Origin of the sequence: Neisseria meningitidis (assembly GCF_022869645.1) — a bacterium.
Taxonomy (GTDB): domain Bacteria; phylum Pseudomonadota; class Gammaproteobacteria; order Burkholderiales; family Neisseriaceae; genus Neisseria; species Neisseria meningitidis.
The window spans coordinates 1,538,918-1,563,116 of sequence record NZ_CP064367.1 but is presented as its reverse complement, the minus strand read 5'-3'; the positions used below and the strand labels follow the sequence as shown (position 1 = coordinate 1,563,116).

The 24,199-nt window shown below is 52.0% G+C and carries 23 protein-coding genes, 1 tRNA gene, 1 pseudogene and 1 riboswitch; of the genes and pseudogenes, 13 read left to right on the top strand and 12 right to left on the bottom strand.

Annotated features, from left to right (window positions below; translation table 11 throughout):
- Positions 1-173 precede the first annotated feature (173 nt).
- From pilG to IUJ45_RS07955, 4 genes are all read left to right on the top strand, one after another.
- Positions 174-1,406 (top strand): type 4 pilus assembly protein PilG, encoded by a 1,233-nt coding sequence (gene pilG / locus IUJ45_RS07970; RefSeq protein ID WP_002248468.1) that lies wholly within the window; start codon positions 174-176, stop codon positions 1,404-1,406.
- Between the two features lie 73 nt (positions 1,407-1,479).
- On the top strand, positions 1,480-2,340 hold the full coding sequence (locus IUJ45_RS07965; RefSeq protein WP_002226036.1) for a prepilin peptidase: 861 nt from the start codon (positions 1,480-1,482) through the stop codon (positions 2,338-2,340).
- A 1-nt stretch (position 2,341) separates the two neighbouring features.
- Positions 2,342-2,974: a dephospho-CoA kinase gene (gene coaE, locus IUJ45_RS07960; RefSeq protein ID WP_002226983.1), complete on the top strand. Its 633-nt coding sequence runs from the start codon at positions 2,342-2,344 to the stop codon at positions 2,972-2,974.
- Positions 2,967-3,176: a DNA gyrase inhibitor YacG gene (locus tag IUJ45_RS07955; RefSeq protein ID WP_002249247.1), complete on the top strand. Its 210-nt coding sequence runs from the start codon at positions 2,967-2,969 to the stop codon at positions 3,174-3,176. Before coaE ends, IUJ45_RS07955 begins: the two co-directional genes overlap by 8 nt.
- A gap of 84 nt (positions 3,177-3,260) precedes the next feature.
- Here IUJ45_RS07955 and pilB read toward each other — a convergent pair whose 3' ends face one another.
- From pilB to ispB, 4 genes are all read right to left on the bottom strand, one after another.
- Positions 3,261-4,937, bottom strand: a complete 1,677-nt coding sequence (gene pilB, locus IUJ45_RS07950; RefSeq protein WP_082308679.1) for a type IV-A pilus assembly ATPase PilB — start codon at positions 4,935-4,937, stop codon at positions 3,261-3,263.
- A gap of 350 nt (positions 4,938-5,287) precedes the next feature.
- A tRNA-Arg gene (locus IUJ45_RS07945) sits at positions 5,288-5,359 on the bottom strand.
- Between the two features lie 19 nt (positions 5,360-5,378).
- Positions 5,379-5,825: a DUF441 domain-containing protein gene (locus tag IUJ45_RS07940; RefSeq protein ID WP_002233503.1), complete on the bottom strand. Its 447-nt coding sequence runs from the start codon at positions 5,823-5,825 to the stop codon at positions 5,379-5,381.
- A gap of 4 nt (positions 5,826-5,829) precedes the next feature.
- On the bottom strand, positions 5,830-6,804 hold the full coding sequence (gene ispB, locus IUJ45_RS07935) for an octaprenyl diphosphate synthase (RefSeq protein ID WP_002216396.1): 975 nt from the start codon (positions 6,802-6,804) through the stop codon (positions 5,830-5,832).
- A 223-nt stretch (positions 6,805-7,027) separates the two neighbouring features.
- Here ispB and rplU point away from each other — a divergent pair, with 223 nt between their 5' ends.
- From rplU to ubiM, 4 genes and pseudogenes are all read left to right on the top strand, one after another.
- A complete protein-coding gene (gene rplU / locus IUJ45_RS07930; RefSeq protein ID WP_002216394.1) occupies positions 7,028-7,336 on the top strand; it encodes a 50S ribosomal protein L21 in 309 nt (102 codons plus the stop codon).
- A 24-nt stretch (positions 7,337-7,360) separates the two neighbouring features.
- Positions 7,361-7,633 (top strand): 50S ribosomal protein L27, encoded by a 273-nt coding sequence (rpmA, locus tag IUJ45_RS07925; RefSeq protein WP_002212328.1) that lies wholly within the window; start codon positions 7,361-7,363, stop codon positions 7,631-7,633.
- A gap of 52 nt (positions 7,634-7,685) precedes the next feature.
- Positions 7,686-7,808: pseudogene (locus IUJ45_RS11240) on the top strand (IS5/IS1182 family transposase); the annotation flags it as partial.
- Between the two features lie 163 nt (positions 7,809-7,971).
- The gene (gene ubiM, locus IUJ45_RS07920) at positions 7,972-9,156 is read left to right on the top strand and encodes a 5-demethoxyubiquinol-8 5-hydroxylase UbiM (RefSeq protein ID WP_002239495.1); all 1,185 of its coding nucleotides are present in this window, start codon (positions 7,972-7,974) and stop codon (positions 9,154-9,156) included.
- A 270-nt stretch (positions 9,157-9,426) separates the two neighbouring features.
- Here ubiM and rpmG read toward each other — a convergent pair whose 3' ends face one another.
- The 4 genes from rpmG to farA form a co-directional block, all read right to left on the bottom strand.
- Positions 9,427-9,582, bottom strand: coding sequence for a 50S ribosomal protein L33 (rpmG, locus tag IUJ45_RS07915; RefSeq protein WP_002212306.1), 156 nt, complete (start codon positions 9,580-9,582; stop codon positions 9,427-9,429).
- A gap of 31 nt (positions 9,583-9,613) precedes the next feature.
- Positions 9,614-9,847, bottom strand: coding sequence for a 50S ribosomal protein L28 (gene rpmB, locus IUJ45_RS07910; RefSeq protein ID WP_002216391.1), 234 nt, complete (start codon positions 9,845-9,847; stop codon positions 9,614-9,616).
- Positions 9,848-10,096: 249 nt separating this feature from the next.
- Positions 10,097-11,623, bottom strand: coding sequence for a fatty acid resistance MFS efflux transporter permease subunit FarB (farB, locus tag IUJ45_RS07905; protein ID WP_002236670.1), 1,527 nt, complete (start codon positions 11,621-11,623; stop codon positions 10,097-10,099).
- 23 nt (positions 11,624-11,646) lie between these two features.
- Positions 11,647-12,801 (bottom strand): fatty acid resistance MFS efflux transporter adaptor subunit FarA, encoded by a 1,155-nt coding sequence (farA, locus tag IUJ45_RS07900; RefSeq protein WP_002224866.1) that lies wholly within the window; start codon positions 12,799-12,801, stop codon positions 11,647-11,649.
- A 393-nt stretch (positions 12,802-13,194) separates the two neighbouring features.
- Positions 13,195-13,239, top strand: a riboswitch (PreQ1 riboswitch).
- A 3-nt stretch (positions 13,240-13,242) separates the two neighbouring features.
- On the opposite strand from farA, the gene queF reads away from it, so the two are divergent.
- The gene (gene queF / locus IUJ45_RS07895) at positions 13,243-13,716 is read left to right on the top strand and encodes a preQ(1) synthase (RefSeq protein ID WP_002228968.1); all 474 of its coding nucleotides are present in this window, start codon (positions 13,243-13,245) and stop codon (positions 13,714-13,716) included.
- A gap of 76 nt (positions 13,717-13,792) precedes the next feature.
- On the top strand, positions 13,793-14,479 hold the full coding sequence (locus tag IUJ45_RS07890; RefSeq protein ID WP_002245853.1) for a 7-cyano-7-deazaguanine/7-aminomethyl-7-deazaguanine transporter: 687 nt from the start codon (positions 13,793-13,795) through the stop codon (positions 14,477-14,479).
- A 535-nt stretch (positions 14,480-15,014) separates the two neighbouring features.
- Here the strand turns inward: IUJ45_RS07890 and IUJ45_RS07885 are convergent.
- Complete coding sequence (locus tag IUJ45_RS07885; RefSeq protein ID WP_002242291.1) at positions 15,015-16,307, bottom strand: DD-carboxypeptidase/endopeptidase Mpg; 1,293 nt, start codon at positions 16,305-16,307, stop codon at positions 15,015-15,017.
- Between the two features lie 77 nt (positions 16,308-16,384).
- On the opposite strand from IUJ45_RS07885, the gene IUJ45_RS07880 reads away from it, so the two are divergent.
- Positions 16,385-17,353, top strand: coding sequence for a hypothetical protein (locus tag IUJ45_RS07880; protein ID WP_002249245.1), 969 nt, complete (start codon positions 16,385-16,387; stop codon positions 17,351-17,353).
- A gap of 200 nt (positions 17,354-17,553) precedes the next feature.
- On the opposite strand, the gene IUJ45_RS07875 is transcribed toward IUJ45_RS07880, so the two are convergent.
- The 3 genes from IUJ45_RS07875 to IUJ45_RS07865 form a co-directional block, all read right to left on the bottom strand.
- Positions 17,554-19,017, bottom strand: coding sequence for a surface lipoprotein assembly modifier (locus tag IUJ45_RS07875; RefSeq protein WP_061386279.1), 1,464 nt, complete (start codon positions 19,015-19,017; stop codon positions 17,554-17,556).
- Between the two features lie 241 nt (positions 19,018-19,258).
- Positions 19,259-21,358 carry an autotransporter outer membrane beta-barrel domain-containing protein gene (locus tag IUJ45_RS07870; protein ID WP_197901986.1) on the bottom strand — a complete coding sequence of 700 codons (2,100 nt, stop codon included), beginning with the start codon at positions 21,356-21,358 and terminating at the stop codon, positions 19,259-19,261.
- A gap of 1,221 nt (positions 21,359-22,579) precedes the next feature.
- The gene (locus IUJ45_RS07865; protein ID WP_002212272.1) at positions 22,580-22,825 is read right to left on the bottom strand and encodes a hypothetical protein; all 246 of its coding nucleotides are present in this window, start codon (positions 22,823-22,825) and stop codon (positions 22,580-22,582) included.
- A 111-nt stretch (positions 22,826-22,936) separates the two neighbouring features.
- Here IUJ45_RS07865 and IUJ45_RS07860 point away from each other — a divergent pair, with 111 nt between their 5' ends.
- Positions 22,937-23,365: a CopD family protein gene (locus IUJ45_RS07860; RefSeq protein WP_002212270.1), complete on the top strand. Its 429-nt coding sequence runs from the start codon at positions 22,937-22,939 to the stop codon at positions 23,363-23,365.
- 11 nt (positions 23,366-23,376) lie between these two features.
- The gene (locus IUJ45_RS07855) at positions 23,377-23,853 is read left to right on the top strand and encodes a CYTH domain-containing protein (RefSeq protein ID WP_002218702.1); all 477 of its coding nucleotides are present in this window, start codon (positions 23,377-23,379) and stop codon (positions 23,851-23,853) included.
- The last annotated feature ends 346 nt before the right edge of the window (positions 23,854-24,199 follow it).

Below are 24,199 nucleotides of genomic sequence, written 5' to 3'. Positions count from 1 at the left end.
GTACGCATAAATGCCGGACAGCCGCCTAAATAAGGTATAATCGCATCCGATTCTGTCCCGTTTGCCGCCCGCAGGCGGGATGTCGGCGGTTTTCATCTTACCGGGAACACGCCGGTACTGTTTTTTAACGATGTTTCTTACATTTTATTCCAATTACTTTACGGGGCTAGAATATGGCTAAAAACGGAGGATTTTCTTTGTTCGCAAAGAAAGAAAAACGCTTTATCTTTGAAGGCAGGCATTCCGCCTCCGACAAACTGGTCAACGGCGAAGTATCCGCGTTTACCGAAGAAGAGGTGCGCAAAAAACTGGCAAAACGCGGCATCCGCCCGTTGCAGATTACCCGTGTGAAAACAAGCTCCAAGCGCAAAATCACACAAGAAGACATCACCGTTTTCACCCGCCAGCTGTCCACGATGATTAAAGCGGGCCTGCCGCTGATGCAGGCATTTGAAATCGTGGCGCGCGGACACGGCAACCCGTCTATGACGGAAATGCTGATGGAAATCCGAGGCGAAGTGGAACAGGGCAGCTCGTTGAGCCGCGCATTCTCAAACCACCCAAAATATTTCGACCGCTTCTACTGCAATCTGGTTGCGGCGGGCGAAACGGGCGGCGTATTGGAAAGCCTGCTGGACAAATTGGCAATTTACAAAGAAAAAACCCAGGCCATCCGCAAAAAGGTAAAAACCGCACTGACCTATCCGGTATCCGTCATCGCCGTCGCCATCGGTTTGGTATTCGTGATGATGATTTTCGTACTGCCCGCCTTTAAAGAAGTTTACGCCAATATGGGCGCGGAGCTTCCCGCACTGACCCAAACAGTGATGGATATGTCCGACTTTTTCGTCTCATACGGCTGGATGGTGCTGATCGCACTGGGCTTTGCCATATACGGCTTCCTTAAATTGAAGGCGCGTTCGATTAAAATCCAACGGCGTATGGATGCCATACTGCTGCGTATGCCGATTTTCGGAGACATTGTCCGCAAAGGGACGATTGCCCGCTGGGGCAGGACGACGGCGACGCTGATTGCGGCAGGCGTGCCTTTGGTCGATGTATTGGACTCCACTGCCGGCGCGGCGGGCAATTTAATCTATGAAGAAGCCACCCGGGAAATCCGTACGCGCGTCATCCAAGGTTTGTCTATGACTTCGGGGATGCGTGCGACGGAACTGTTCCCCAATATGATGTTGCAGATGTCTTCCATCGGCGAGGAATCGGGTTCTTTGGACGATATGCTCAACAAAGCCGCCGAATTTTACGAAGACGAGGTGGACAATGCGGTCGGCAGGCTGTCCGCTATGATGGAGCCGATCATTATCGTGATTTTAGGCTTGGTCATCGGCACGCTTCTGGTCGCCATGTATCTGCCGCTGTTTAATTTGGGCAACGTGGTCGCCTGATTTGCCGCACAGATCCGGCGCGGATTCGCTCTGCGCCGGTTTGTTTTTGTTTTGAATACATTGAGAACAAAATATGTCTGATTTGTCTGTATTGTCGCCGTTTGCCGTGCCTTTGACAGCGGTGTTCGGGCTGCTGGTCGGAAGTTTCTTAAATGTCGTCATTTACCGCGTGCCGGTCATGATGGAACGCGGCTGGACGGTATTTGCCAAAGAATATTTAAACCTGCCGCTGACCGAAGAGGAAAGCCGTACCTTCAACCTGATGAAACCGGATTCCTGCTGTCCCAAATGCCGCGTGCCGATACGCGCGTGGCAGAACATCCCGATTGTCAGCTACCTGCTCCTGCGCGGCAAATGCGCCTCCTGCCAAACCAAAATCAGCATACGCTATCCCTTAATCGAACTGCTGACCGGCGTATTGTTCGGGCTGGTTGCCTGGCAATACGGCTGGTCTTGGATTACATTGGGCGGTTTGATACTGACCGCGTTTCTGATTTCCCTGACCTTTATCGATGCGGACACCCAATACCTGCCCGACTCGATGACATTACCCTTGATTTGGCTGGGGCTGATATTTAATTTGGACGGCGGCTTCGTGCCTTTGCAGTCTGCCGTTTTAGGTGCGGTTGCCGGCTATGGTTCGATATGGCTTTTATGCGCGGTATATAAACTGATTAAAGGCGAAATCGGTATGGGCAACGGAGATTTCAAACTGATTGCCGCATTGGGCGCGTGGCTCGGCATATCCGCATTGCCCGTGCTGATTTTTGTTTCCTCGCTGATCGGTTTGGTCGCGGCAATCGTTATGCGCGTCGCCAAGGGGCAGCATTTTGCCTTCGGCCCCGCACTGACAGTTTCGGGCTGGATAATTTTTACAGCAAACGATTCCGTATGGCGGGCGGTCAACTGGTGGCTGACCCATCCGGTGCTGTAAGATGACGGTATGGGTCGGACTGACCGGCGGAATCGGCAGCGGCAAATCGGCAGCCGCGCAATGTTTTGCCGATTTGGGCGTACCGCGTATCGATGCGGATGCGGCGGCGCACTCGCTGACGGCTTCAGACGGCATCGCCCTGCCGGAAATCAGGCGGCTGTTCGGCGACACCGTTTTCGACACACAGGGTTTGTTGCGACGCGACATATTGCGTAAAGAAGTCTTTGCCTCCCCATCGCGAAAAGCCTTGCTCGAATCCGTGATGTTGCCGCTGATTTTCTCAGAAATCAAAAAACAGCAAGAAACCTTTACCGATGCGGCTTACGGCATTGTCGAAATTCCGCTGCTGACGGAAAAGCGTCAATTTATCAGCCTGATACGGCGTGTCCTGACCATAAGCGCACCTTTGGAAAAACGTATCGGCAGGGTGATGGCCCGCAGCGGGCTGACGCGCGGCGAGGTGGCGGACATCATCAGCCATCAGGCATCCGAATCCGAACGCCTGCTGCTTGCAGACGATGTGCTGCTCAATGACGGCAGCCTCAAAAGCCTGCGTGAGAAAACAATGCGCCTGCACGCGTTTTATTCAGGGATTTTCGCCTCAAAACCAACACAAGGAAAACACAATGACTGAATCGCGGCAAACACGCCTTCAAGTCAAATGTCCGACCTGTCAAACAGCAGTAGTATGGGAACCCGAAAACGCATTCCGCCCCTTCTGTTCGCAACGCTGCAAACTGATCGACTTGAGCGGATGGGCAGACGGGAAATATACGGTTTCCGGCCAAACGGAAAGTTTGCCGGAAATATCCGAACCCGACATGGCATACCGCTGACCGCCCCGCCTTCCCGGCAAACACCCTGAAAGTCAAATGCCGTCTGAAACAAACACGCTTCAGACGGCATTTTCATTCTCAAACCTAATCGTTGGTATTTGCCGTTACCTCTTCCAATGAAGTAATGCCCTGCATAACTTTCAAAATACCGGCCCGGCGCAAATCCACCATACCCTCCTTATAGGCAACGTCCAAAATATCCACTTCCGTACCGTTGTTCATAATCACACGCTGCATTTCTTCGCTGATGGGCATAACCTCATACACGCCCGCACGCCCCTTATAACCCTGCCCCCGGCAACGGTCGCAACCGACGGCGCGGTAAAGTTTCCAATCTTTTGCAAGGTCCTCATCGGTGAAGCCGACTTCCTTCAAAGCAGAGGCAGACGGGCGTTCCACTTCCTGTTTGCAGCTCGAACACAGCCTGCGTAAAAGACGCTGCGCCATAATCAGGCTGACCGAACTGGCAATATTAAACGGCGCGACACCCATATTCAGCATACGCGACAACGTCGCCGGCGCATTATTGGTGTGCAGGGTGGAAAACACCATATGCCCTGTTTGTGCCGCCTTAATCGCAATATCGGCAGTTTCCAAATCACGAATCTCACCGACCATAATGATGTCCGGGTCCTGACGCAGGAAAGACTTCAAAGCAGCGGCAAAAGTCAGACCCTGCTTATCATTGACGTTAACCTGATTGATGCCCGGCAGGTTAATCTCGGCAGGGTCTTCCGCCGTTGCAATATTTACCGACTCCGTATTCAAAATATTCAAACAGGTATAGAGCGACACCGTCTTACCCGAACCCGTCGGACCGGTTACCAGCACCATCCCGTAGGGACGGTGAATCGCTTCCAACAACAATTTTTTCTGAAACGGCTCAAAACCGAGCTGGTCGATGTTCAAAGACGCGGCATCGGAATTCAAAATCCGCATCACGACCTTTTCGCCAAACAGCGTCGGCAATGTGCTGACACGGAAATCGACAGGCTTGCCGCCCTTTTGAAAGGTCAGCTGCATCCTGCCGTCCTGCGGTATCCGTTTTTCGGAAATGTCCAAACGCGACATTACCTTAATCCGGGAAGCAAGCCGCCCCCTTACCGCAATGGGCGGCTGAACCACCTCGCGGAGCTGCCCGTCCACACGGAAACGGATACGGGCATTGTGTTCGTAAAACTCGAAATGGATGTCCGATGCCCCGCTGCGCAAGGCATCCGACAAAGTCTTATGGATAAACCTCGGAACAGGGCCGTCTTCTGCCTCCTCGTTGTCGATATACAGGGTGTGGCTTTCCTCTTCCTCCTGCCCCTCCCCAAGCTCCTGAAGCAGCGATGTCGAACGCGAACCCACCCAATCGAGCAAACCCGCCAACTGGTCATCCTCGACAATGACCAACTCAACCTCAATCCCTGCGGCAGAAACGGTTTTCTGAATTTGCGGCATCTGTGTCGGATCGGAAACCGCAAAAAATACTTTGTCGCCCCGACGGAAAACCGGCACACAGTGGAACTCCACCATCTGCTCCTCCGTCAACACCCCCATCAGCACCCTGTGGCGCGGATAATGACGCAAATCAAGAATCGAATAACTGAACACCCTCGCAATCAATGCCGCAAGCGACTTGGGCGAAATGACACCGTCTGAAAACAGCATCGGCAACACTTCCTTACCCGCCTGCGACTCATTGTAGTAATGCTCGGCCTGCTCAACAGTAACCACCTGGTTTTGAACCAGAATCCTCAGCAAACCTACGCTCATACGACCTTATCCCCAAATTTATTCATTGTTATACCTGTACAGCTTTTATAGTGGATTAAATTTAAACCAGTACGGCGTTGCCTCGCCTTGCCGTACTATCTGTACTGTCTGCGGCTTCGTCGCCTTGTCCTGATTTAAATTTAATCCACTATATCATAAAACAACAGATTTCCAAGCCGGAACATCTTTTACGAAGCCTGAAAATCATTTCATGATTCTACCGTCCTAAAGGTCGGTTTTTCAAGCAGGAAGAAAAAGTTTTCAGATGGCAAAAAAGCCCTCCAACACTGAAAGGCCTTATATCGGAAACTTCCCGCAACACGGGAAACAGACAAATGCAAATCGTCAAACCTCGCCAACAGGAATCGAACCTGTATTTTACGCTTAGGAGGCATACGTTCTATCCGTTGAACTATGGCGAGCCGAAATGAAAAGGAGATTTTAACCCTTTCCGACGACAAAAGACAAGATGCCGGCCGCAATCAGCGGCCCGACAGGGATACCGCCCATAAATGCCACCCCGATAACCGTCCCGATTAACAGCCCTGTAATTAAAACAGGCTGCTGTCCCATCAAAGGCACGCCGCGTCCCGCCAGCCAAGCCACGAAAATCCCGATAAAAACGGCGGATATCATTTTAAAATTCAAAAATTCGGCAACGGGAGGAACCTGCGCCTTTCCTGAAACCAACGGACTCAAAACCCCTATGGTCAAAAGAATGATACCGAGATTCAACCCGTGCTTCTCGACCAACGGGACAAACTGTATCAATGCCGTCTGCTGCATCAGCAGCAATATGGTTGCCGAGATGGTAATCGAATTGTTGTTGCTGACCACCCCCAACAGAATCAGCGTAACCAGAAACAGGGGAGCAAAACTGAAATTCATCGCCTCAAGACACCCTGACCAAAGATTCCTTCGCCAGCTGAATCATGGCATCCTTCACTTCGCTGTCGGGCAGGGCATCCAAGGCGGTAACGGCACAATCGACTGCTTTGCGCGCCTCGCCTATCGAATATGCCAACGCATCCGAACGGACGACATAATCGTGGATTTTCTCAAAATAGCTGCGATCTGCATTTTCCAAAGCAGTACGCACATCGTTCGCAACCTGTTCGGAACCCTGACGCATCAGATAAATCAAAGGCAAAGTCGGTTTTCCTTCCGCCAAATCGTCGCCGACGTTTTTGCCGGTTTCTTCGGTTTCGCCAGAATAGTCCAGCACATCGTCAATAATTTGGAATGCCGTACCGACATACATACCGTAGTCTTTCAACGCCCGTTCGTGTTCGGGGGAAGCCTTGCCCAAAATTGCGCCGACTTGAGCGGCAGCTTCAAACAATTTTGCCGTTTTATATTGGATGACTTGGATATATTGTTCTTCGGTAATGTCCGTATTGCCGATGTTCATCAGCTGCATGACTTCGCCCTCGGCAATAATGTTGGTTGCATCCGCCATCACTTCCAAAACGCGCATACTGCCCGAGGCAACCATCAGTTGAAAGGCGCGCGTGTATAAAAAGTCGCCAACCAACACAGCCGCCGCATTGCCGAACAGATTGTTTGCCGTTGCCCGCCCACGGCGCAAATCGCTTTCATCGACGACATCGTCGTGCAGGAGGGTGGAAGTGTGGATAAACTCGACCATCGCCGCCAGCGAATACAGTTTCTCGTCATCATAACCGACCGCCTTACCCGCCAAAATCGTCATAATCGGACGCAGGCGTTTGCCGCCCGCGCTGATGATATATGTACCGATTTGCGAAATCAGTGCGACATCGGATTGCACCGCACGGTTGATGACTTCATTGACTTTGGCAAGGTCTTCAGGCAGATGTCGCTGGAAATAGGGCAGATTCTCGAGCATGGCAGACTCTCAGGTTTACGTTTCCGTCAAACGGCAGATACCGCTTGAAAGCTGATTCAAATAGCGGGCAATTATATCAGCAAAGCCATCAGGGTACATCTTTTCAGACGGCATATGGTTATCCGAACCGCGCAAACTTTGACAAAACAGGCAAATAACAATACAATGCCGAGTTCCGCACAATGGTGTGCGGATATTAACCATAACCCTTATGGAGTTGAGTATGTACGCGGTCGTAAAAACCGGCGGCAAACAGTATAAAGTTTCCGTCGGCGAAAAATTGAAAGTAGAACAGATACCAGCCGAACTCGACAGCCAAATCGAACTGACCGAAGTTTTGATGATTGCTGACGGCGAATCTGTAAAAGTTGGCGCACCCTTTATCGAAGGTGCAAAAGTAACGGCTAAAGTAGTGGCACACGGTCGTGGCGAAAAAGTCCGCATCTTCAAAATGCGCCGCCGCAAACACTACCAAAAACGCCAAGGCCACCGCCAAAATTTCACCCAAATCGAAATCGTGGCAATCGCCTAACCTTAAAACTTAGGAGCATTACAAATGGCAAGTAAAAAAGCAGGCGGCAGCACCCGCAACGGTCGCGATTCAGAAGCCAAACGCTTGGGCGTTAAAGCCTACGGCAACGAGCTGATTCCCGCAGGTTCCATCATCGTACGCCAACGCGGTACCAAATTCCACGCAGGCGACAACGTAGGTATGGGCAAAGACCACACTTTGTTCGCCAAAGTTGACGGTTATGTCGAATTCAAAACCAAAGGCGCGCTGAACCGTAAAACTGTCAGCATCCGTCCTTACACCGGTTCTGAAGAATAATCCAACCGATACCTGAAGCCGCATCTTTTCACGATGCGGCTTTTTATAGTGGATTAACAAAAATCAGGACAAGGCGACGAAGCCGCAGACAGTACAAATAGTACGGCAAGGCGAGGCAACGCCGTACTGGTTTAAATTTAATCCACTATACATACCCCACACCCGATTTGATACACATTAAGCTGAAAGTAAAAATCCGCATACACCCTCCCCTGCATATTTCTTCAACAGTGGGTTTTGATATAATCGCCTATCTGTTACAGATAGTTCAAACGGCATTCAAACCCTTACAAATACCGTCTGAAATCATCGGCATCCGTCTATGCAAAGGATATTTTATGAGTTTACACAGCGACATCCTCGTCGTCGGCGCAGGCCCGGCGGGTTTAAGTTTTGCAGCCGAACTTGCCGGCAGCGGTTTGAAAGTTACCCTGATCGAACGCAGCCCACTGACTGTTCTGCAAAATCCTCCATATGACGGACGCGAAATCGCCCTGACCCATTTTTCCCGCGAAATCATGCAGCGTTTGGGTATGTGGGACAAAATTCCCGAAAACGAAATCTACCCTTTGCGCGATGCCAAAGTGCTGAACGGACGTTCCGACTACCAGCTCCACTTTCCCCAACCGACCGAGGCGCGCGGCGAGCCTGCCGACTGTTTGGGCTATCTGATTTCCAACCACAATATCCGCCGCGCTGCCTACGAAGTCGTATCCCAACTCGACAACATTACCATTCTGACCGATACGGCCGTTAAAGAAGTCAAAACATCTGACAACGAAGCACAAGTCATTTTAGAAAACGGCAAAATCCTGACCGCCCGCCTGCTTTTGGCGGCAGACAGCCGTTTTTCGCAAACCCGCCGACAACTCGGCATTTCTTCAGATATGCACGACTACAGCCGAACCATGTTCGTCTGCCGCATGAAACATACTCTTTCCAACCAACATACCGCTTACGAATGCTTCCATTACGGGCGCACCATCGCACTGCTGCCGCTGGAAGAACACCTGACCAATACCGTCATTACCGTCGATACCGATAAAATCAACAGCGTTCAAAACCTTTCGCCCGAAGAATTGGCGGCAAGCGTAAAAGAACAGCTCAAGGGCAGGCTCGGCGATATGGAATTGGTCAGCAGCATCCACCATTACCCCCTTGTCGGTATGATTGCCAAACGTTTCTACGGCAAACGCAGCGCGCTGATCGGCGATGCGGCTGTCGGTATGCACCCCGTTACCGCACACGGTTTCAACTTGGGTCTGTCCAGCGCAGATATTTTGGCAAAACTGATACTCGAAGCCGAGCAGCGCGGTCAGGACATCGGCGCGGCTTCCTTGTTGGAAAAATACAGCAGCAAACATATGCTGCATGCCCAGCCGCTTTATCACGGAACCAATATGATGCTGAAACTGTTTACCAATGAGACCGCGCCGGCAAAACTGCTGCGCGGTTTGGTATTGCGTGCCGGCAACAACTTCCCGCCGCTGAAAAAACTGATTACCAAACAACTGACCGGTTGAAAACTGCCGAAATGCCGTCTGAAACGTTTCAGACGGCATTTTTGTATTATAGTGGATTAACAAAAATCAGGACAAGGCGACGAAGCTGCAGACAGTACAAATAGTACGGAACCGATTCACTTGGTGCTTCAGCACCTTAGAGAATCGTTCTCTATCCTTGGCAGACGGTTTGCAGCAGATTCGCATACGGCAGATGTTTCAAGCGGAAAGGAAACACGATAAAAATAACAAAGCCTCCGAGCAGTCGGAGGCTTTGCTTTCAAACTGAAATTATTTCAGTTTAGTTTCTTTATACACTACGTGTTTGCGGGCAACTGGGTCAAATTTTTTGATTTCCAATTTGCCGGGCATAGTGCGTTTGTTTTTGGTAGTGGTGTAGAAGTGACCAGTACCTGCACTGGATTCCAGTTTGATTTTATCGCGCATTGCAGTAATCCTTAATTAAATAGTGTTTAAATTAAGCTTCGCCGCGAGCACGCAAATCAGCCAATACGACATCAATGCCTACTTTGTCGATGGTACGCAGTGCAGCGTTGGAAACGCGCAGGCGAACCCAGCGGTTTTCACTTTCTACCCAAAAACGACGTGATTGCAAGTTGGGCAAAAAACGGCGTTTGGTTTTGTTGTTGGCGTGCGATACGTTGTTGCCGGACATCGGGCGTTTGCCGGTCACTTTGCAAACTCGTGCCATAATCAGTCTCCAAACTTCTAAAATAGTAAAACGCGATTTATACCACGAAAAACAGTGTTAGTTCAAGTGTTTTAAAGAAAAACGGCTGTTTTGCGCGGATAATCCTTCCGATTGTCGCATCTGTGGAACGTTTGCAGGTGCGAAACAGATGGGGCGCGATTATAGCGGATTTCGGGAACTGCTGCATTCAAAATGCCGTCCGAACATATTTCCAGTATTTTCAGACGGCATTTCAAGTTTTCAAATCCCTCAATGTCCACCACCGCCGCCGTTGTGGAACGGCGGTTTTGCCAGCCATATGACGGGTATCATGATAATGAATAACAAGCTGCCCGCCATAAAGATTTCGTTCGAGCCGATAATAAAACCCTGCTGGGTAATGGTATTGTTGATGATGCCTAGGGTTTGAATGTCGGAAACGCCGTGCTGGGACAAATGAGCGGCCGTTTCGTGCAATGTTGCGGAATAGGGCGTGATGTGTTCGGCAAAGCGCGTGTGGTGCAACGCTTCGCGCCGTTCCCACAGGGTGCTGACGACGGATACGCCGACACCGCCCATCAGCACGCGCAGGAAATTCGACAGGCTGCCGGCGGCGGCAATCTGCCCGCCCTTCATGTGCGACAGTGTGATGGTAGTCAGCGGCAGGAAGAACATGGCAACGCCTACTCCCTGCCAAAACTGCGGCCAGATGACGTTGCCGATATCCATGTCGGCATAAAAATCGGTGCGCCAATAGAAAGTGAAGGCAAAGGTCAGGAAGCTGGCGGTTACGAGCAGGCGCATATCGATTTTATTGCCGAACCTGCCGATTAACGGAGACAGGAAGACGGGCAGGATGCCGACGGGCGCGGCGGCAAGCCCCGCCCACGTGGAGGTATAGCCCAGGTTGGTCTGCAACACTAACGGCAGCAGGGTCAGCGTCCCCATATACACCATAAAACCCAATGATGTGGCAATGATGCCGACGGTAAAATTCCGATCTTTAAACAGCGATAAATCGACAATCGGATATTTTTCTCCCAATTCCCAAACAATAAAATACGACAAGCACACCAGTGCGACTACGCCCAAGGTAATGATTTCTCCAGAGGCGAACCAGTCGAGTTCCTTACCCCTGTCCAACATCATCTGTAACGCGCCGATACCGACTACCATCAATGTAAGCCCGACATAGTCGGTCGGCATTTTAACGGTTTCCGTTTCCCGACATTTCAAATGTTTCCATGTAATCCATGCCGATATGATACCGATAGGGATATTAATGAAGAAAATCCAACCCCAATGCCAGTTTCCGGAAATCCAGCCGCCGAGTATCGGCCCGAGAACAGGGGCGACAACGACGGTCATTGCCCACAATGCCAGTGCCAGCGTCCGTTTTGCGGGCGGATAGGATGCCATTAACAGGCTTTGCGACAAGGGAATCAGCGGCCCGGCGATAAAGCCCTGCAAGATGCGGAAAACAACCAGCGACTGAAGGTTGGGGGCAATACCGCACAGCCACGATGTGATGACGAAACCGACAGCGGCGGCGGTAAACAATTTGACCTCGCCGATACGTTTTGCCAAAAAGCCCGTTAACGGCACGGAAACGGCGTTTGCCACAGCAAAAGAAGTAATGACCCACGTCCCCTGCGTGGTTGCCGCACCGAGGTTGCCGGCGATGACGGGAACGGCGACATTGGCGATAGTCGTATCTAAAACTTCCATAAATACGGCAAGCCCCAAAGACAGCGTAACCCACGCCAATGCCGCACCCTTAAGCGGTGGATAATCCATTGTGTCCTCCGTTTCAGACGGCATCAGGGCGCGGATTGCCCGAGGATTTCATCGACCGTCCGATCGACTTCCGACCAGTCGGTACTTTCCATTTCCGGCAATGCCGCACCCGGCGTTTTTGAAACAGGCGCGCCTGCGGCGGAAGTATCCACTTTAACCGTCATCGACAAACCGATACGCAACGGATGCCTGTCCACATCTTCGCGGTTCAGCACGATACGGACGGGGACGCGCTGCACCACTTTAATCCAGTTGCCCGTTGCGTTTTGCGCCGGAATCAGCGAAAACGCGCTGCCCGTACCTGCCGAAAAACCTGCCACCCTGCCGCGATAAACAATTTGTTTGCCGTACAAATCGGACACCAGCTCGGCAGGCTGTCCGATTTTCATATGCCGCAACTGCGTCTCTTTAAAATTAGCATCCACCCACACATCCGACAGCGGCACCACCGCCATCAGCGGCGCGCCTGCCGCCACCTGCTGCCCGACCTGCACCGAACGCTTCGCCACCTGACCGTCCGCCGGCGCGCGGATTTGCGTCCGCTGAAGGTTCAACCACGCATCTTTCAACCTGCCGATTGCCGTCTGAACCGCCGGCTGTTCGCGCAAAGAAACCTGACCGCCCAAAGCCGCACGTGCCGAAGATTCTTCCGCCAAAGCCGCTTTGACCGCCGCCTGCGCCTGAGACACTGCCGCACGGGCGTGTGCCAGCTCTTCGGCGGACACCGCGCCCGATTCCGCCAAAGCAGACCGGCGGCGCAAATCATCCTGTGCGCGTGCCAAATCCGCCCGGCGCAAGGCAACCTGCGCCCCCGCCTGCGAAGTGGCGGCATTTTGCCGGCGGTTTTGCCGCACCGCCTGAACCAGCTCGTTTTTTGCCCGCTCGTAAGCCAGCACATCATTATCGTCGTCCAATACCGCCAGCACGTCGCCTTTTTTCACGGCATCCGTATCGTCGTGCAAAACCTTCCGCACCGTACCGCCCTTTTGCGGCGTAACCTGAACCACGCGTCCGGCAACATAAGCGTCTTCCGTTTCCTCTTCGTGCTGCCACCATAAAAAAAACGCCGACCCGGCGGCTGCGGCGGCAAGCGCGAACAGCAGCGTCAATGCCGTCAGGCGGCGTTTGCGTTTGGCTTGCGTGTTTTGAAGTTTTGTTTCGTCCGTGTGCGTATCCATAAGATTGGGTTCCGAATTTCCTGATTTCATATAAACAATGTTCTTTCAATAGGAAGCAGATTCTATATCCGCGCAATAACGCAATCAAGTCAGTATTTTAGATGCAATATTCAAAAAACAACGCTTCAGGCGGCAAAACTGAAAATATATTTCGTTTATATAATGGATTAACAAAAATCAGGACAAGGCGGCGAAGCCGCAGACAGTACAAATAGTACGGAACCGATTCACTTGGTGCTTCAGCACCTTAGAGAATCGTTCTCTTTGAGCTAAGGCGAGGCAACGCCGTACTGGTTTTTGTTAATCCACTATATATGACACGGAAAACGCCGCCGTCCAAACCATGCCGTCTGAAGAAAACTACACAGATACCGCCGCTTATATTACAATCGCCGCCCCGTGGTTCGAAAACCTCCCACACTAAAAAACTAAGGAAACCCTATGTCCCGCAATACCGAAGAGCTGCAAGGCATCTCGCTTTTGGGTAATCAGAAAACCCGATATCCGACCGGCTACGCGCCTGAAATTCTCGAAGCATTCGACAACAAACATCCCGACAACGACTATTTCGTCAAATTCGTCTGCCCAGAGTTCACCAGCCTCTGCCCCATGACCGGGCAGCCCGACTTCGCCACCATCTACATCCGCTACATTCCGCACATCAAAATGGTGGAAAGCAAATCCCTGAAACTCTACCTCTTCAGCTTCCGCAACCACGGCGATTTTCATGAAGACTGCGTCAACATCATCATGAAAGACCTCATTGCCCTGATGGATCCGAAATACATCGAAGTATTCGGCGAGTTCACACCGCGCGGCGGCATCGCCATTCATCCTTTCGCCAATTACGGCAAAGCAGGCACCGAGTTTGAAGCATTGGCGCGTAAACGCCTGTTTGAGCACGACGCACAATAAACCATCCTTCCCATATTTCAGACGGCATTCCTTCGATACGGTATGCCGTCTGAACGCCTTTCCGAAAGGTTTTTTTATGTACGCATTTACCGCCGCACAGCAACAGAAGGCACTCTTCTGGCTGGTGCTTTTTCATATCCTCATCATCGCCGCCAGCAACTATCTGGTGCAGTTCCCCTTCCAAATTTCCGGCATCCACACCACTTGGGGCGCGTTTTCCTTTCCCTTCATCTTCCTCGCCACCGACCTGACCGTCCGCATTTTCGGTTCGCACTTGGCACGGCGGATTATCTTTTGGGTCATGTTCCCCGCCCTTTTGCTTTCCTACGTCTTTTCCGTTTTGTTCCACAACGGCAGTTGGACGGGCTTGGGCGCGCTGTCCGAATTCAACACCTTTGTCGGACGCATCGCGCTGGCAAGTTTTGCCGCCTACGCGCTCGGACAAATCCTTGATATTTTTGTGTTCAACAAATTACGCCGTCTGAAAGCGTGGTGGGTTGCCCCGACTGCATCAACCGTCATCGGCAACGCCTTAGATACGTTGGTATTTTTCGCCGTTGCCTTCTACGCAAGCAGCGATGGATTTATGGCGGCAAACTGGCAGGGCATCGCTTTTGTCGATTACCTGTTCAAACTCACCGTCTGCGGTCTGTTTTTCCTGCCCGCCTACGGCGTGATTCTGAATCTGCTGACGAAAAAACTGACGACCCTGCAAACCAAACAGGCGCAAGACCGCCCCGCGCCCTCGCTGCAAAATCCGTAACACAGCCCTGCCGGAAATCGGGACGGTTGGGTTTTCTTTTATTTGCAAACACTGTCGGAACGGATAAATCCGGATTCCCGCCCACTTCGTCATTCCCGCGAAAGCGGGAATCCGGTGCGTTGGGTTTCAGTCATTTCCGATAAACTCCTGCCGCGTTGTATTTCTAGATTCCCGCTTTCGCGGGAATGACGGCGGATGGGTTTCCGTGCCGTGGTGTCCGGATTCCCGCCGGTACAGGAATGACAGCAGTGCTTCCTTGGCTTAATTTTATTTTAATCAACTGCAAATGCCGTCTGAAAACCTGTTTACAGATTTTCAGACGGCATTGTTTTCGTCGCCGGTTCAAACTTCAATCCGAGACCTTTGCAAAAATAGTCTGTTAACGAAATTTGACGCATAAAAATGCGCCAAAAAATTTTCAATTGCCTAAAACCTTCCTAATATTGAGCAAAAAGTAGGAAAAATCAGAAAAGTTTTGCATTTTGAAAATGAGATTGAGCATAAAATTTTAGTAACCTATGTTATTGCAAAGGTCTCAATCCGATTGCGACACGGTAACCGGTATGCCGCGCAAGCGCGCAAGCAGCGCGTCCGCCTTCTGTTTCTGCGCGGCAAACGCCGCCTTGTCCGCCTGCGTCAATTCGGGTGTCGGCAATGCGACCGAAACAGGATTGACGGGCTGCCCATTGATGCGCGCCTCGTAATGCAGGTGCGGCCCCGTCGAACGCCCGGTCGAACCGACAAAACCGATGACCTCGCCGCCGCGCACATTGCCTTCTGCCTGAGAAAACGCGCTCAAGTGCGCATACAGCGTTTCCACACCGTTGGCGTGGCGTATCATCACCGCGTTGCCGTAGCCACCCTTCCGGCCTTTAAAGGTAATCACGCCGTCGGCGGAAGCCCTGACCGGCGTTCCCTGCGGTGCGGCATAATCGATGCCCGTGTGCAGCCGCCAAGTGTGCAGGATGGGGTGCATACGGTAGCCGAACGGCGAAGAAATGCGCGTATAGACCAGTGGCTCGATGTTGAAGCCGCCTTTTTCCTGCAACACCCTGCCGTCTTCATCGTAATAATTGCCGCCCCCTCCTCCTTCCTTGTCCGAACGGTAATAGAACGCCTGATGCCTTGTGCCGCCCTTAACGACTTCCGCCGCCAGAATATCGCCCGCCGCCACCTGCTGCCCGTGGAAATACAGGCTGTCGTAAATCAGGCGCACGGCATCGCCTTCCTTCAAACCATCAAGGCTGAAGCGGCCGGCGAAAATCCCGCTTAAGGATTCGCGAATTTCGACGGGCACTTCCGCCCGCGCCAGCGAACCGCGCGCCGACGTTTTGACCACGACCGAACGCAGCGTCGGCAAAACCTTCATATCCGCCTCAGAAGCCGACCGCCGCCATATGCCGCCTTTTTTTTCCAAAGCGACCAGATTGCGCTCGCCGTCTTCGTCGGTAAAAAACTGCACTTCGCGCGCGCCGCCGTCGCCGCCGACCAAAACATGAACCGACTGGTCGGCACGCAAATGCCGCAAATCGGCTTCGCCGCCATATTTTTCCGTTATTCGGGCAATTTCGTCCCGCGCCATACCCGAACGCGCCAGCACGTCCGCCAGCGAGTCGCCTGGCTGCACCGCCTCCTGCACCCAATATGCCGTCTGAACACCGCTGCCGCCCCAAGACAGCGGCGGCAGTTTTTGTTCCACGCGCTGCGGTCTGACGCGCTCCGTCCTCTCTGTCGAAGCAATGTATGCCGCCGACACCAAAATAATCGAAACGGCAAGCGCGCGCAGCGCGTATTTCCGATGTTTTGCCGAAAGTGGGAAGACAGCCATATTGTTCCTTTTTGACGGCGTTTGCGCCGAATCCTCTATAATGTTGCGCCTGACCTGCATTTCTGAAACGTCAAACGATGAAACTCACCCTCGCCATTCCCTCGCTCAATTTGGATGAAGACGAAACCCGAATACCTCTCTGCCTGCCCGCCTTCAACAAAATCCTGCAATACGGCTCGCTGCACCGCCAAAGCTGCACGGCTTCGGCATTTTACGCGCGTTATTTGTGGTGCGGCAGACTGGCGGAACGCGCGGCGCAAAGCCTGAATATGCCGTCTGAAACCGTCGCGCTCGCCACGCCCGTCTGGCAAAAAATGGGGCTGCATCAGGCAAATGTGCTAACGGCGGAATATCTGAACGTCGGTACGGATGAAGCGGAACGGCTCTGCCGCGATCTGTCGGCGTTTTACGGCGATATTCCGTGGCGTTTCGTTCCCGTCCTGCCCGAATTATGGCTGGTTTCCCTTCCCCGCGCGTACCGCTGGGGCGCGAAGCCCGTTTTGGACTTGGGCGGACTGTTGGGTGCGGACGATCAACCGGACGGGGAAGACGCGTTGGAATGGCTGCGCGTCCAAACCGAAATCCAAATGTGGCTGGCGGCGCACCCCGTCAACCATAACCGCAAGAAACGCGGGCTGCCCGAATTGAACGGCTTATGGTTTTGGGACGGCACAAACGGCGGCGCGCAAGGCGGCACGCTTTTCGCCGATACGGTTTGGAGCCGTTTCCACCCCGACCGCCGCGCATTGCCCGACAACTTCCGCGCCTATGAAGAAACGGCGGCACACCTGCCCGACGCGTACCACATCCTGTTTATGGACGATTTGCGCCTGACCGCCCTGACAGGGGACAGGGAACGGTATGCGGCAATATTGCAGCAGTGGGGAGAACGCTGGTTCGCACCGCTTTACGAAGCCGTCCGCATCGGCAAAATCAAACGGCTGGACATCGCCACGGACGGACAACACGGCGGTACGCTGACCTTCAAACCCGCCGACAGGTGGAAATTTTGGCGCGGCACGAAAACCTTTGACGGAATCTGGTGAACCCGCCCGCCGCAACCGCAACAATGCCGTCTGAAGCCCGAATCGGGTTTCAGACGGCATTTTACCTCGCATCGCCGTTATGCCGGAAAAACCGGAATGCGTTTCCGCACACGCGGCGGCACGCAAAGCACCGCCCGAAAGCCGCCGATGCCCGCCGTGATACCGCCGCCGGCAGGGTTTCCTCCGAAAAGGAACAGCAATCAGAACGTTTTATTAAACTCGACAAACGCCCGATTTTTCTCATATTCGTTGAACACATCGTTACTCCACGTTTCGCGGTGCGACAGCGTCAGGCGCGGCGTGATGCCTTTGAAATGCAATGCCCGGTGCCAAAGGCTCAAGGATGTGTTCAATTCTTTATCCCTGCGCCTTTCCCCTTTAAAACCGCTGAAAAAGCCGGGTTTTTCATAATGCCGTTTCGCCGCGCCGAGGCGCAACAGCGAAGACAGGCCGCTGCCGCCCCATTCCTGCCCCCAGGCAAAGCGCAGGCCGTAACGATTAAAATTGTCGCCTCGGTCGGCGGGGTTGCGCTCGCGGTAAAAATCCAAACCGCCCATCCAATATTGGCGCGCATTCCGGTAAAACACCAGCGAATTGGAAATTTGCAAATGGGTATTGTCGGAACGCGCCCGGCGCGTATTCTTCAAACGCCCCCACTCCGCCGAAGACAACGTTTGCCATTTCGGGGTTTGCCAACGGTTGAAATAAAGGCGTGCGCCGTTGGTGTAAGAATAAGCGTCGTTGCCGTAGGTGCGGCGTTCGTGGAACACTGCCAGCCCGGCATCTTTGCGCCGATCGGCAAAACCGATGCCGCCGGAAACGCCTGCCGTCATATCGTTGAATTTCTTATTCCCCGGATAAACCCTGCCGGACACGTCGCCGCCCGCCGTCGTGTACCAGCCGTTTTTCAGCGACCATTTTTTCTCCGCGCCGAGCCGGTAATTGACCGCCGTGCCGTCCACCTGTTTCGGGAAAGTCCATTTGCCGTACTGCTGCCGTTTCGGGGCTTGGTTGATATTGTGTTCGCGGGTAACGCTGAAGCCGCCGTTTACCTTCCACGCATCGCGTTCGCGCAATGCCTTGCGGTACAGCTCGACCTGCTCCATCAGCTGCGGCGGCAGGTTTTCCGCCTTCAGGCGGTCGAACTGGTCTGCCGCCGCCTCGTTCTGCCTGTCTTCAAACAATGCTGCCGCCAAACGCATACGGACGGCGGGCGCGTCGGGTTGGGCGGCAATCAATTCCCGGTAATGGGAAATCGCCTCCTTCACCCTACCGTCTGCCTGCGCCAAAATCCCTTGTGCATAAAGTGCCAACATCTTATCCTGCTGCGCCTGTTGTAGGTAAATCGGCAAAATAACGCGGATACCGGCAATATTGTTTGAGACCACTGCGGAATACATCGCGCGGGACAACAATTCGGGACTTTTCAGCAGGGTTTCTCCGTCAATCTGCAAAACTTTTCCTTTTTCCCGCACCTGCCCCGGTACCTTCTCCCTGTCGATTGGTTTGACCTCCGCTTCATGAAGCCTGAACTCGGGACGGCTTCTCAAATCCGGTTCGCGCGGTGTTTCTTCGGCATATGCCGCGCTTGCCAATAAAGGCAGCAGCATCCATCTGTTTCGTGCAGGCATAAATGTCTTCCCACAAAAATAAAAAATAACCATTATCAATCGGCGGATTGTATCAGTTTTTTATGCCGCTGTTCCAAACCCTGCCGCCCGATGCCGCGACAATGCCGTCTGAAGCCAGAATCGGGTTTCAAACGGCGGCAAAAAACCGGCGGTTTTCCGCCGGTTTCATCATGATGCCCCGCCCTTCGGGGCGGCAGGGTTCGGATTGGTTTGCGGGGCGGCGCGCGGGGCCGTGCCGGTGTGCCGCCTGTGCGTCAAAACATTTCCCGACGCATCAAAACAGCCATTTGAGCGACAATGCGGCTTCTTTGTCGCCGTCCGTCCTTTTGCCGTATCCGATGCGTGCGGACATATGGCCTTTCCAACCGGCTTCAATGCCGAACCGCCCTTCGAGCGCCGTCCTGCCTGCCAGCGTCTGTTTTTCGCCGTCCATTTCCACGCCGAAAGATTTTGACCTGTGCAAAACATTAAAAGCGGCAAAAGGCTGAAGATTGACACCATTACGCAAAGCAAAACGGGTTTTTGCCCGAATGCCGGCGCGGCTTTGCCACTGACCGCTGCCGAGCAGTCCGACCGCCGTCCCCTCGCTGTCGGTAAAGCCGCCGTTTACGCCCAAGTAGGTAAACTGCGCCTGCGGTTGCAGGTAAAACCGCATATTATTGCCTTTTCCGACAACGCCTTCCGCCACAAGCGTGTTGTAGCCGCCTTCGACAGAAGCCGTCCAACCTTTGGTTTTGTAGCGTTCCGCACGGTTTTCATCATTGATGCGGTGTTTGAAACGTTGGTATTGCAACCAGCCGTCCAAATACGCACCCGTTTGTTTATCGCGCAACTGATGCCACGCAGCATAAACACCCCCGCCATAACCATGCAAATAACTGCCTGCCGCACCGCCTTTGCTGTTAACTGATGCGTGCTGGCCGACCCTGCCGCCCATCACGCCGATTGCCAGCCGGCTGCCTTCATTTTGCCGTACAAACACCTCGCCGCCGATTTGCACGCCTTTGCGCCGCCCGTCCGCAGCCGCGCCACCCCGTATATTTTGATGCGACCGGCCGCCGATGAAGTGCAGCCACAATTTTTGACGGGACGGATCGGCGGCATACACGTCGTCGCCCCTGTCGGCGGCACGCAGCCCAAACAAAGTATTTGCCGCATAAGCCTGTTGGGCATATAAAACCGCTTCCGCCTCGGGGATAGCCAAACGCTGCACGCCCAAGCAAAATCCGCCTTCGCATTGCTTGAGCAATAATTCGTACAGCCCGGTTTTATAAGTTTTATCCAAACCAAACGCATCTTTATCGGCTTGTTTCGCCGCAATCAGTTTGCGTCCGTCGAGCGTTTTCACATTTTTTGGATTTTGTTCCAAAACCACATTGGATTTTCCGCTGACGTTTTGTTCAAAGGTCAGGGCGGGTTCGTCCGACTCCCGCACGTCGTAGCCGAACAGGAAATCCGCGCCACCCTGATACGCTTTATGGACAGTCAGTTTTTCATCTTTCGTGTTCAGGCGGATGCGGGCATTATCGGAAGTTTCCAGCGTATGGATGTCGGAATGGCGGCGCGGTTCCCAAAGGGAATCTTTCAGCGTCATCTTGGTCAGTTCCAACACCTGTCCGGCGACGTGGGATTTGTTTTCGATTTTGACGTGTAATTTTTTATCGAAGATGTTGTTGAGACTAGTCTGTGATGTATTACTATGAGGAGTGAGTACGGAATCTTCTACCAATTTATTAATTAAATCGGGGTTTTTCTGTTTGAGTATACTAAATTTTGGTCCAAGCTGTTCTATATACGCCTCCTCAGTCCGTTTTTTATTTTCTTCCCAAGCTTCGGGTCTTGTTTTGTATAAATCCTGTAATTGCTTCTTAACCGCATCCTTTAAATTATCCCCGTAAGTATCTGTAATATATTTCTTAACAACGGGCATATTATCGACGGCGAGTATGCCGCTATTGTAGTTTTTACCTTGGATATTGATTTCGTCATACCCATATTCGGATGAATTTTGATCGGTTTTACCGCTGGAAAAATAATGGGAAGTGCCGGGTTTCGGCTTGTCTGAAAATGAAAAATCGGCATCGTCGCCGATTTTGGTAGAACGAGTATTTGAACCAAGCTGAGCTCTGAACATACCGAAGCAATCAAAAGATATGCTGCACGGACCGCGCCAAACGTGGGAATCTCTGTTTTCCGCCGCTTCTAAAATGAATCGCGGAAGAACTTCAGGATCATATTCATCCGCACCCCAAGCATATGGCGTGCAAAACAGCGATAAAACAGATAATGTTAATAGATTAACCCGACCGACCGCTTGCTTGCTTGCTTGCTTGCTTGCTTGCTTGCTTGCTTGCTTGCTTGCTTTCAGTGTCATGAGAAATTTTCCTTTGTCAAGTGTTAAAATTATAATGATTATATACTACATCACACTACACCACAATGAAAAATCAGGAAAAACAAAAAACCTCTCCGCCGTCATTCCCGCGAAAGCGGGAATCTAGAATTTTAATGCGGCAAGAATTTATCAAGAAAAACCGAAGCTTAAAGACCTAGATTCCCGCCTGCGCGGGAATGACGGTTTAGAAATCACCCGAAACGAGAAAAAGAACCGAAACCGAACAAGCCGGATTCCCGCACAGGCGGGAAGGACGGAATTTCAGATTGTTGTTTTTGATTTTCTGTTTTTGTGGGAATAACGGGATTTTGGATGATGTGCATTTTCGGGAAAACTAAAAACCCTCCGCCGTCATTCCCGCGAAAGTGGGAATCTAGAATTTTAATGCGGCAAGAATTTATCGGAAAAAACTGAAGTTTAAAGACCTAGATTCCCGCCTGCGCGGGAATGACGGTTTAGAAATCACCCGAAACGAGAAAAAGAACCGAAACCGGACAAGTCGGATTCCCGCGCGGGCGGGAAGGACGGAATTTCAGATTGTTGTTTTTGATTTTCTGTTTTGTGGGAATAACGGGATTTTGGATGATGTGCATTTATCGGGAAAACTAAAAACCCTCCGCCGTCATTCCCGTGAAAGCGGGAATCTAGAATTTCAATGCCGCAAGAATTTATCGGGGATGTCCGGGGTTTAAAGGTCTGGATTCCCGCCTGCACGGGAATGACGGTTTAGAAATCACCTGAAACGAGAAAAAGAACCGAAACCAGATAAGTCGGATTCCCGCACGGGAGGGAAGGACGGGATTTCAGGTTACTGTTTTTGATTTTCTGTTTTGTGGGAATAACGGGATTTTGGATGATGTGCATTTTCGGGAAAACTAAAAACCCTCCGCCGTCATTCCCGCGAAAGCGGGAATCTAGAATTTTAATGCGGCAAAAATTTATCGGAAAAAACCGAAGTTTAAAGACCTAGATTCCCGCCTGCGCGGGAATGACGGTTTAGAAATCACCCGAAACGAGAAAAAGAACCGAAACCGAACAAGCCGGATTACCGCCTGCGCGGGAATGACGGCTCAAAAGTTACGAAACGAAAAATAACCGAAACCAAACAAGTCGGATTCCCGCGCGGGCGGGAATGACGATAAGCGTAATTTCAATCTGCCATATTGTCTTTTCACTTGCCTGAAAACAGATTTCAGCCACCTATCCCTGCATCCGGCGGCTGATGTAGTCGGCAATCAAATCCCGCTTTTCCCAAAAAAACTTCTGCATTTTTTGTTCGGAATACAGTTTGCGGACCAGAGTGGGCAAACCGCTGTGGACGATGGCGGCGATTTCTTTGTTGCCTTTTTCTTCCTGCATTGCCGTCTGAAAATCCATACCCCTGCCTTTCAGATATTCTGCAAGGCGGTTGCGGATGTGGGAATTGAGTTCGATGGATTTGAGCATTTTGCCTCCGTTTTGCGGTAAGGATTTATTCGATTTGTTTATCCGCCTGATTTTATCACGTTTCCCAAGCGGTTTGCCTGTACAATACCGCTTTTCGGCAGGGTGTGGGCGATGATGTTTTCTTGGTTCAAGCTGTTTCACTTGTTTTTTGTCATTTCGTGGTTTGCAGGGCTGTTTTACCTGCCGAGGATTTTCGTCAATATGGCGATGATTGATGTGCCGCGCGGCAATCCCGAGTATGTGCGTCTGTCGGGCATGGCGGTGCGGCTGTACCGTTTTATGTCGCCGTTGGGCTTCGGCGCGGTCGTGTTCGGCGCGGCGATACCGTTTGCCGCCGGCTGGTGGGGCAGCGGCTGGGTACACGTCAAACTGTGTTTGGGCTTGATGCTCTTGGCTTACCAGTTGTATTGCGGCGTGCTGCTGCGCCGTTTTCAGGATTACAGCAATGCTTTTTCACACCGCTGGTACCGCGTGTTCAACGAAATCCCCGTGCTGCTGATGGTTGCCGCGCTGTATCTGGTCGTGTTCAAACCGTTTTGACGGAGCATCTTATGCCGATAGAAATCGAACGCCGTTTTTTGATTGGAAACGACAACTGGCGGCAATACGCCGATGAGCCGCTGCTGTTGAGGCAGGGTTATCTGTCTGTTGAAAAAGAACGCACCGTCCGTGTCCGCATTGCCGGAAAACAGGCGTGGCTGACGCTGAAAGGCTATATTTCGGAAATCAGCCGCAGTGAGTTTGAATACGAAATCCCGCTTGCCGATGCGGAAAAGATGATGGAAACGATGTGCCCGTTTAAAATGGAAAAATGGCGTTATCCGGTCAGATGGGGCGGCAGCCTGTTTGAAATCGATGTTTTTCTTGGCGATAATGCGCCTTTGGTCGTCGCGGAAATCGAGTTGCCCGACGAGAATGCCGATTTTGACCGTCCGGACTGGCTGGGACGGGAAATCACTGCCGACGGTATGTTTACCAATGCTTATTTGAGCAGGCATCCGTTCTCAAGCTGGAAAAATGCCGTCTGAAACGGCTTCAGACGGCATTCTCCGACAACCATCGCAAATCCAAAGACAGCCTCTATATCCTTATTTCTGCTTTCTTTGTTCCATTATTCCCAATAAATCCCCATAACCTAAAATCTCGTCATTCCCGCGCAGGCGGGAATCCGGTTCTTTAAACTTCGGTTTTTTCCGATAAATTGCTTTAGCTTTTCGTTTCCGGATTCCCGCTTTTGCGGGAATGACGATGGAAGATTGTTGTTATTTCGGATAAATTACCCTAACTTTAAAATCCCGGATTCCCATCTTCGGGGGAATAACAATATTTTCTATTTCAGCCCATCATTTGCGGGGGATTTTATAGAGAGTTTAT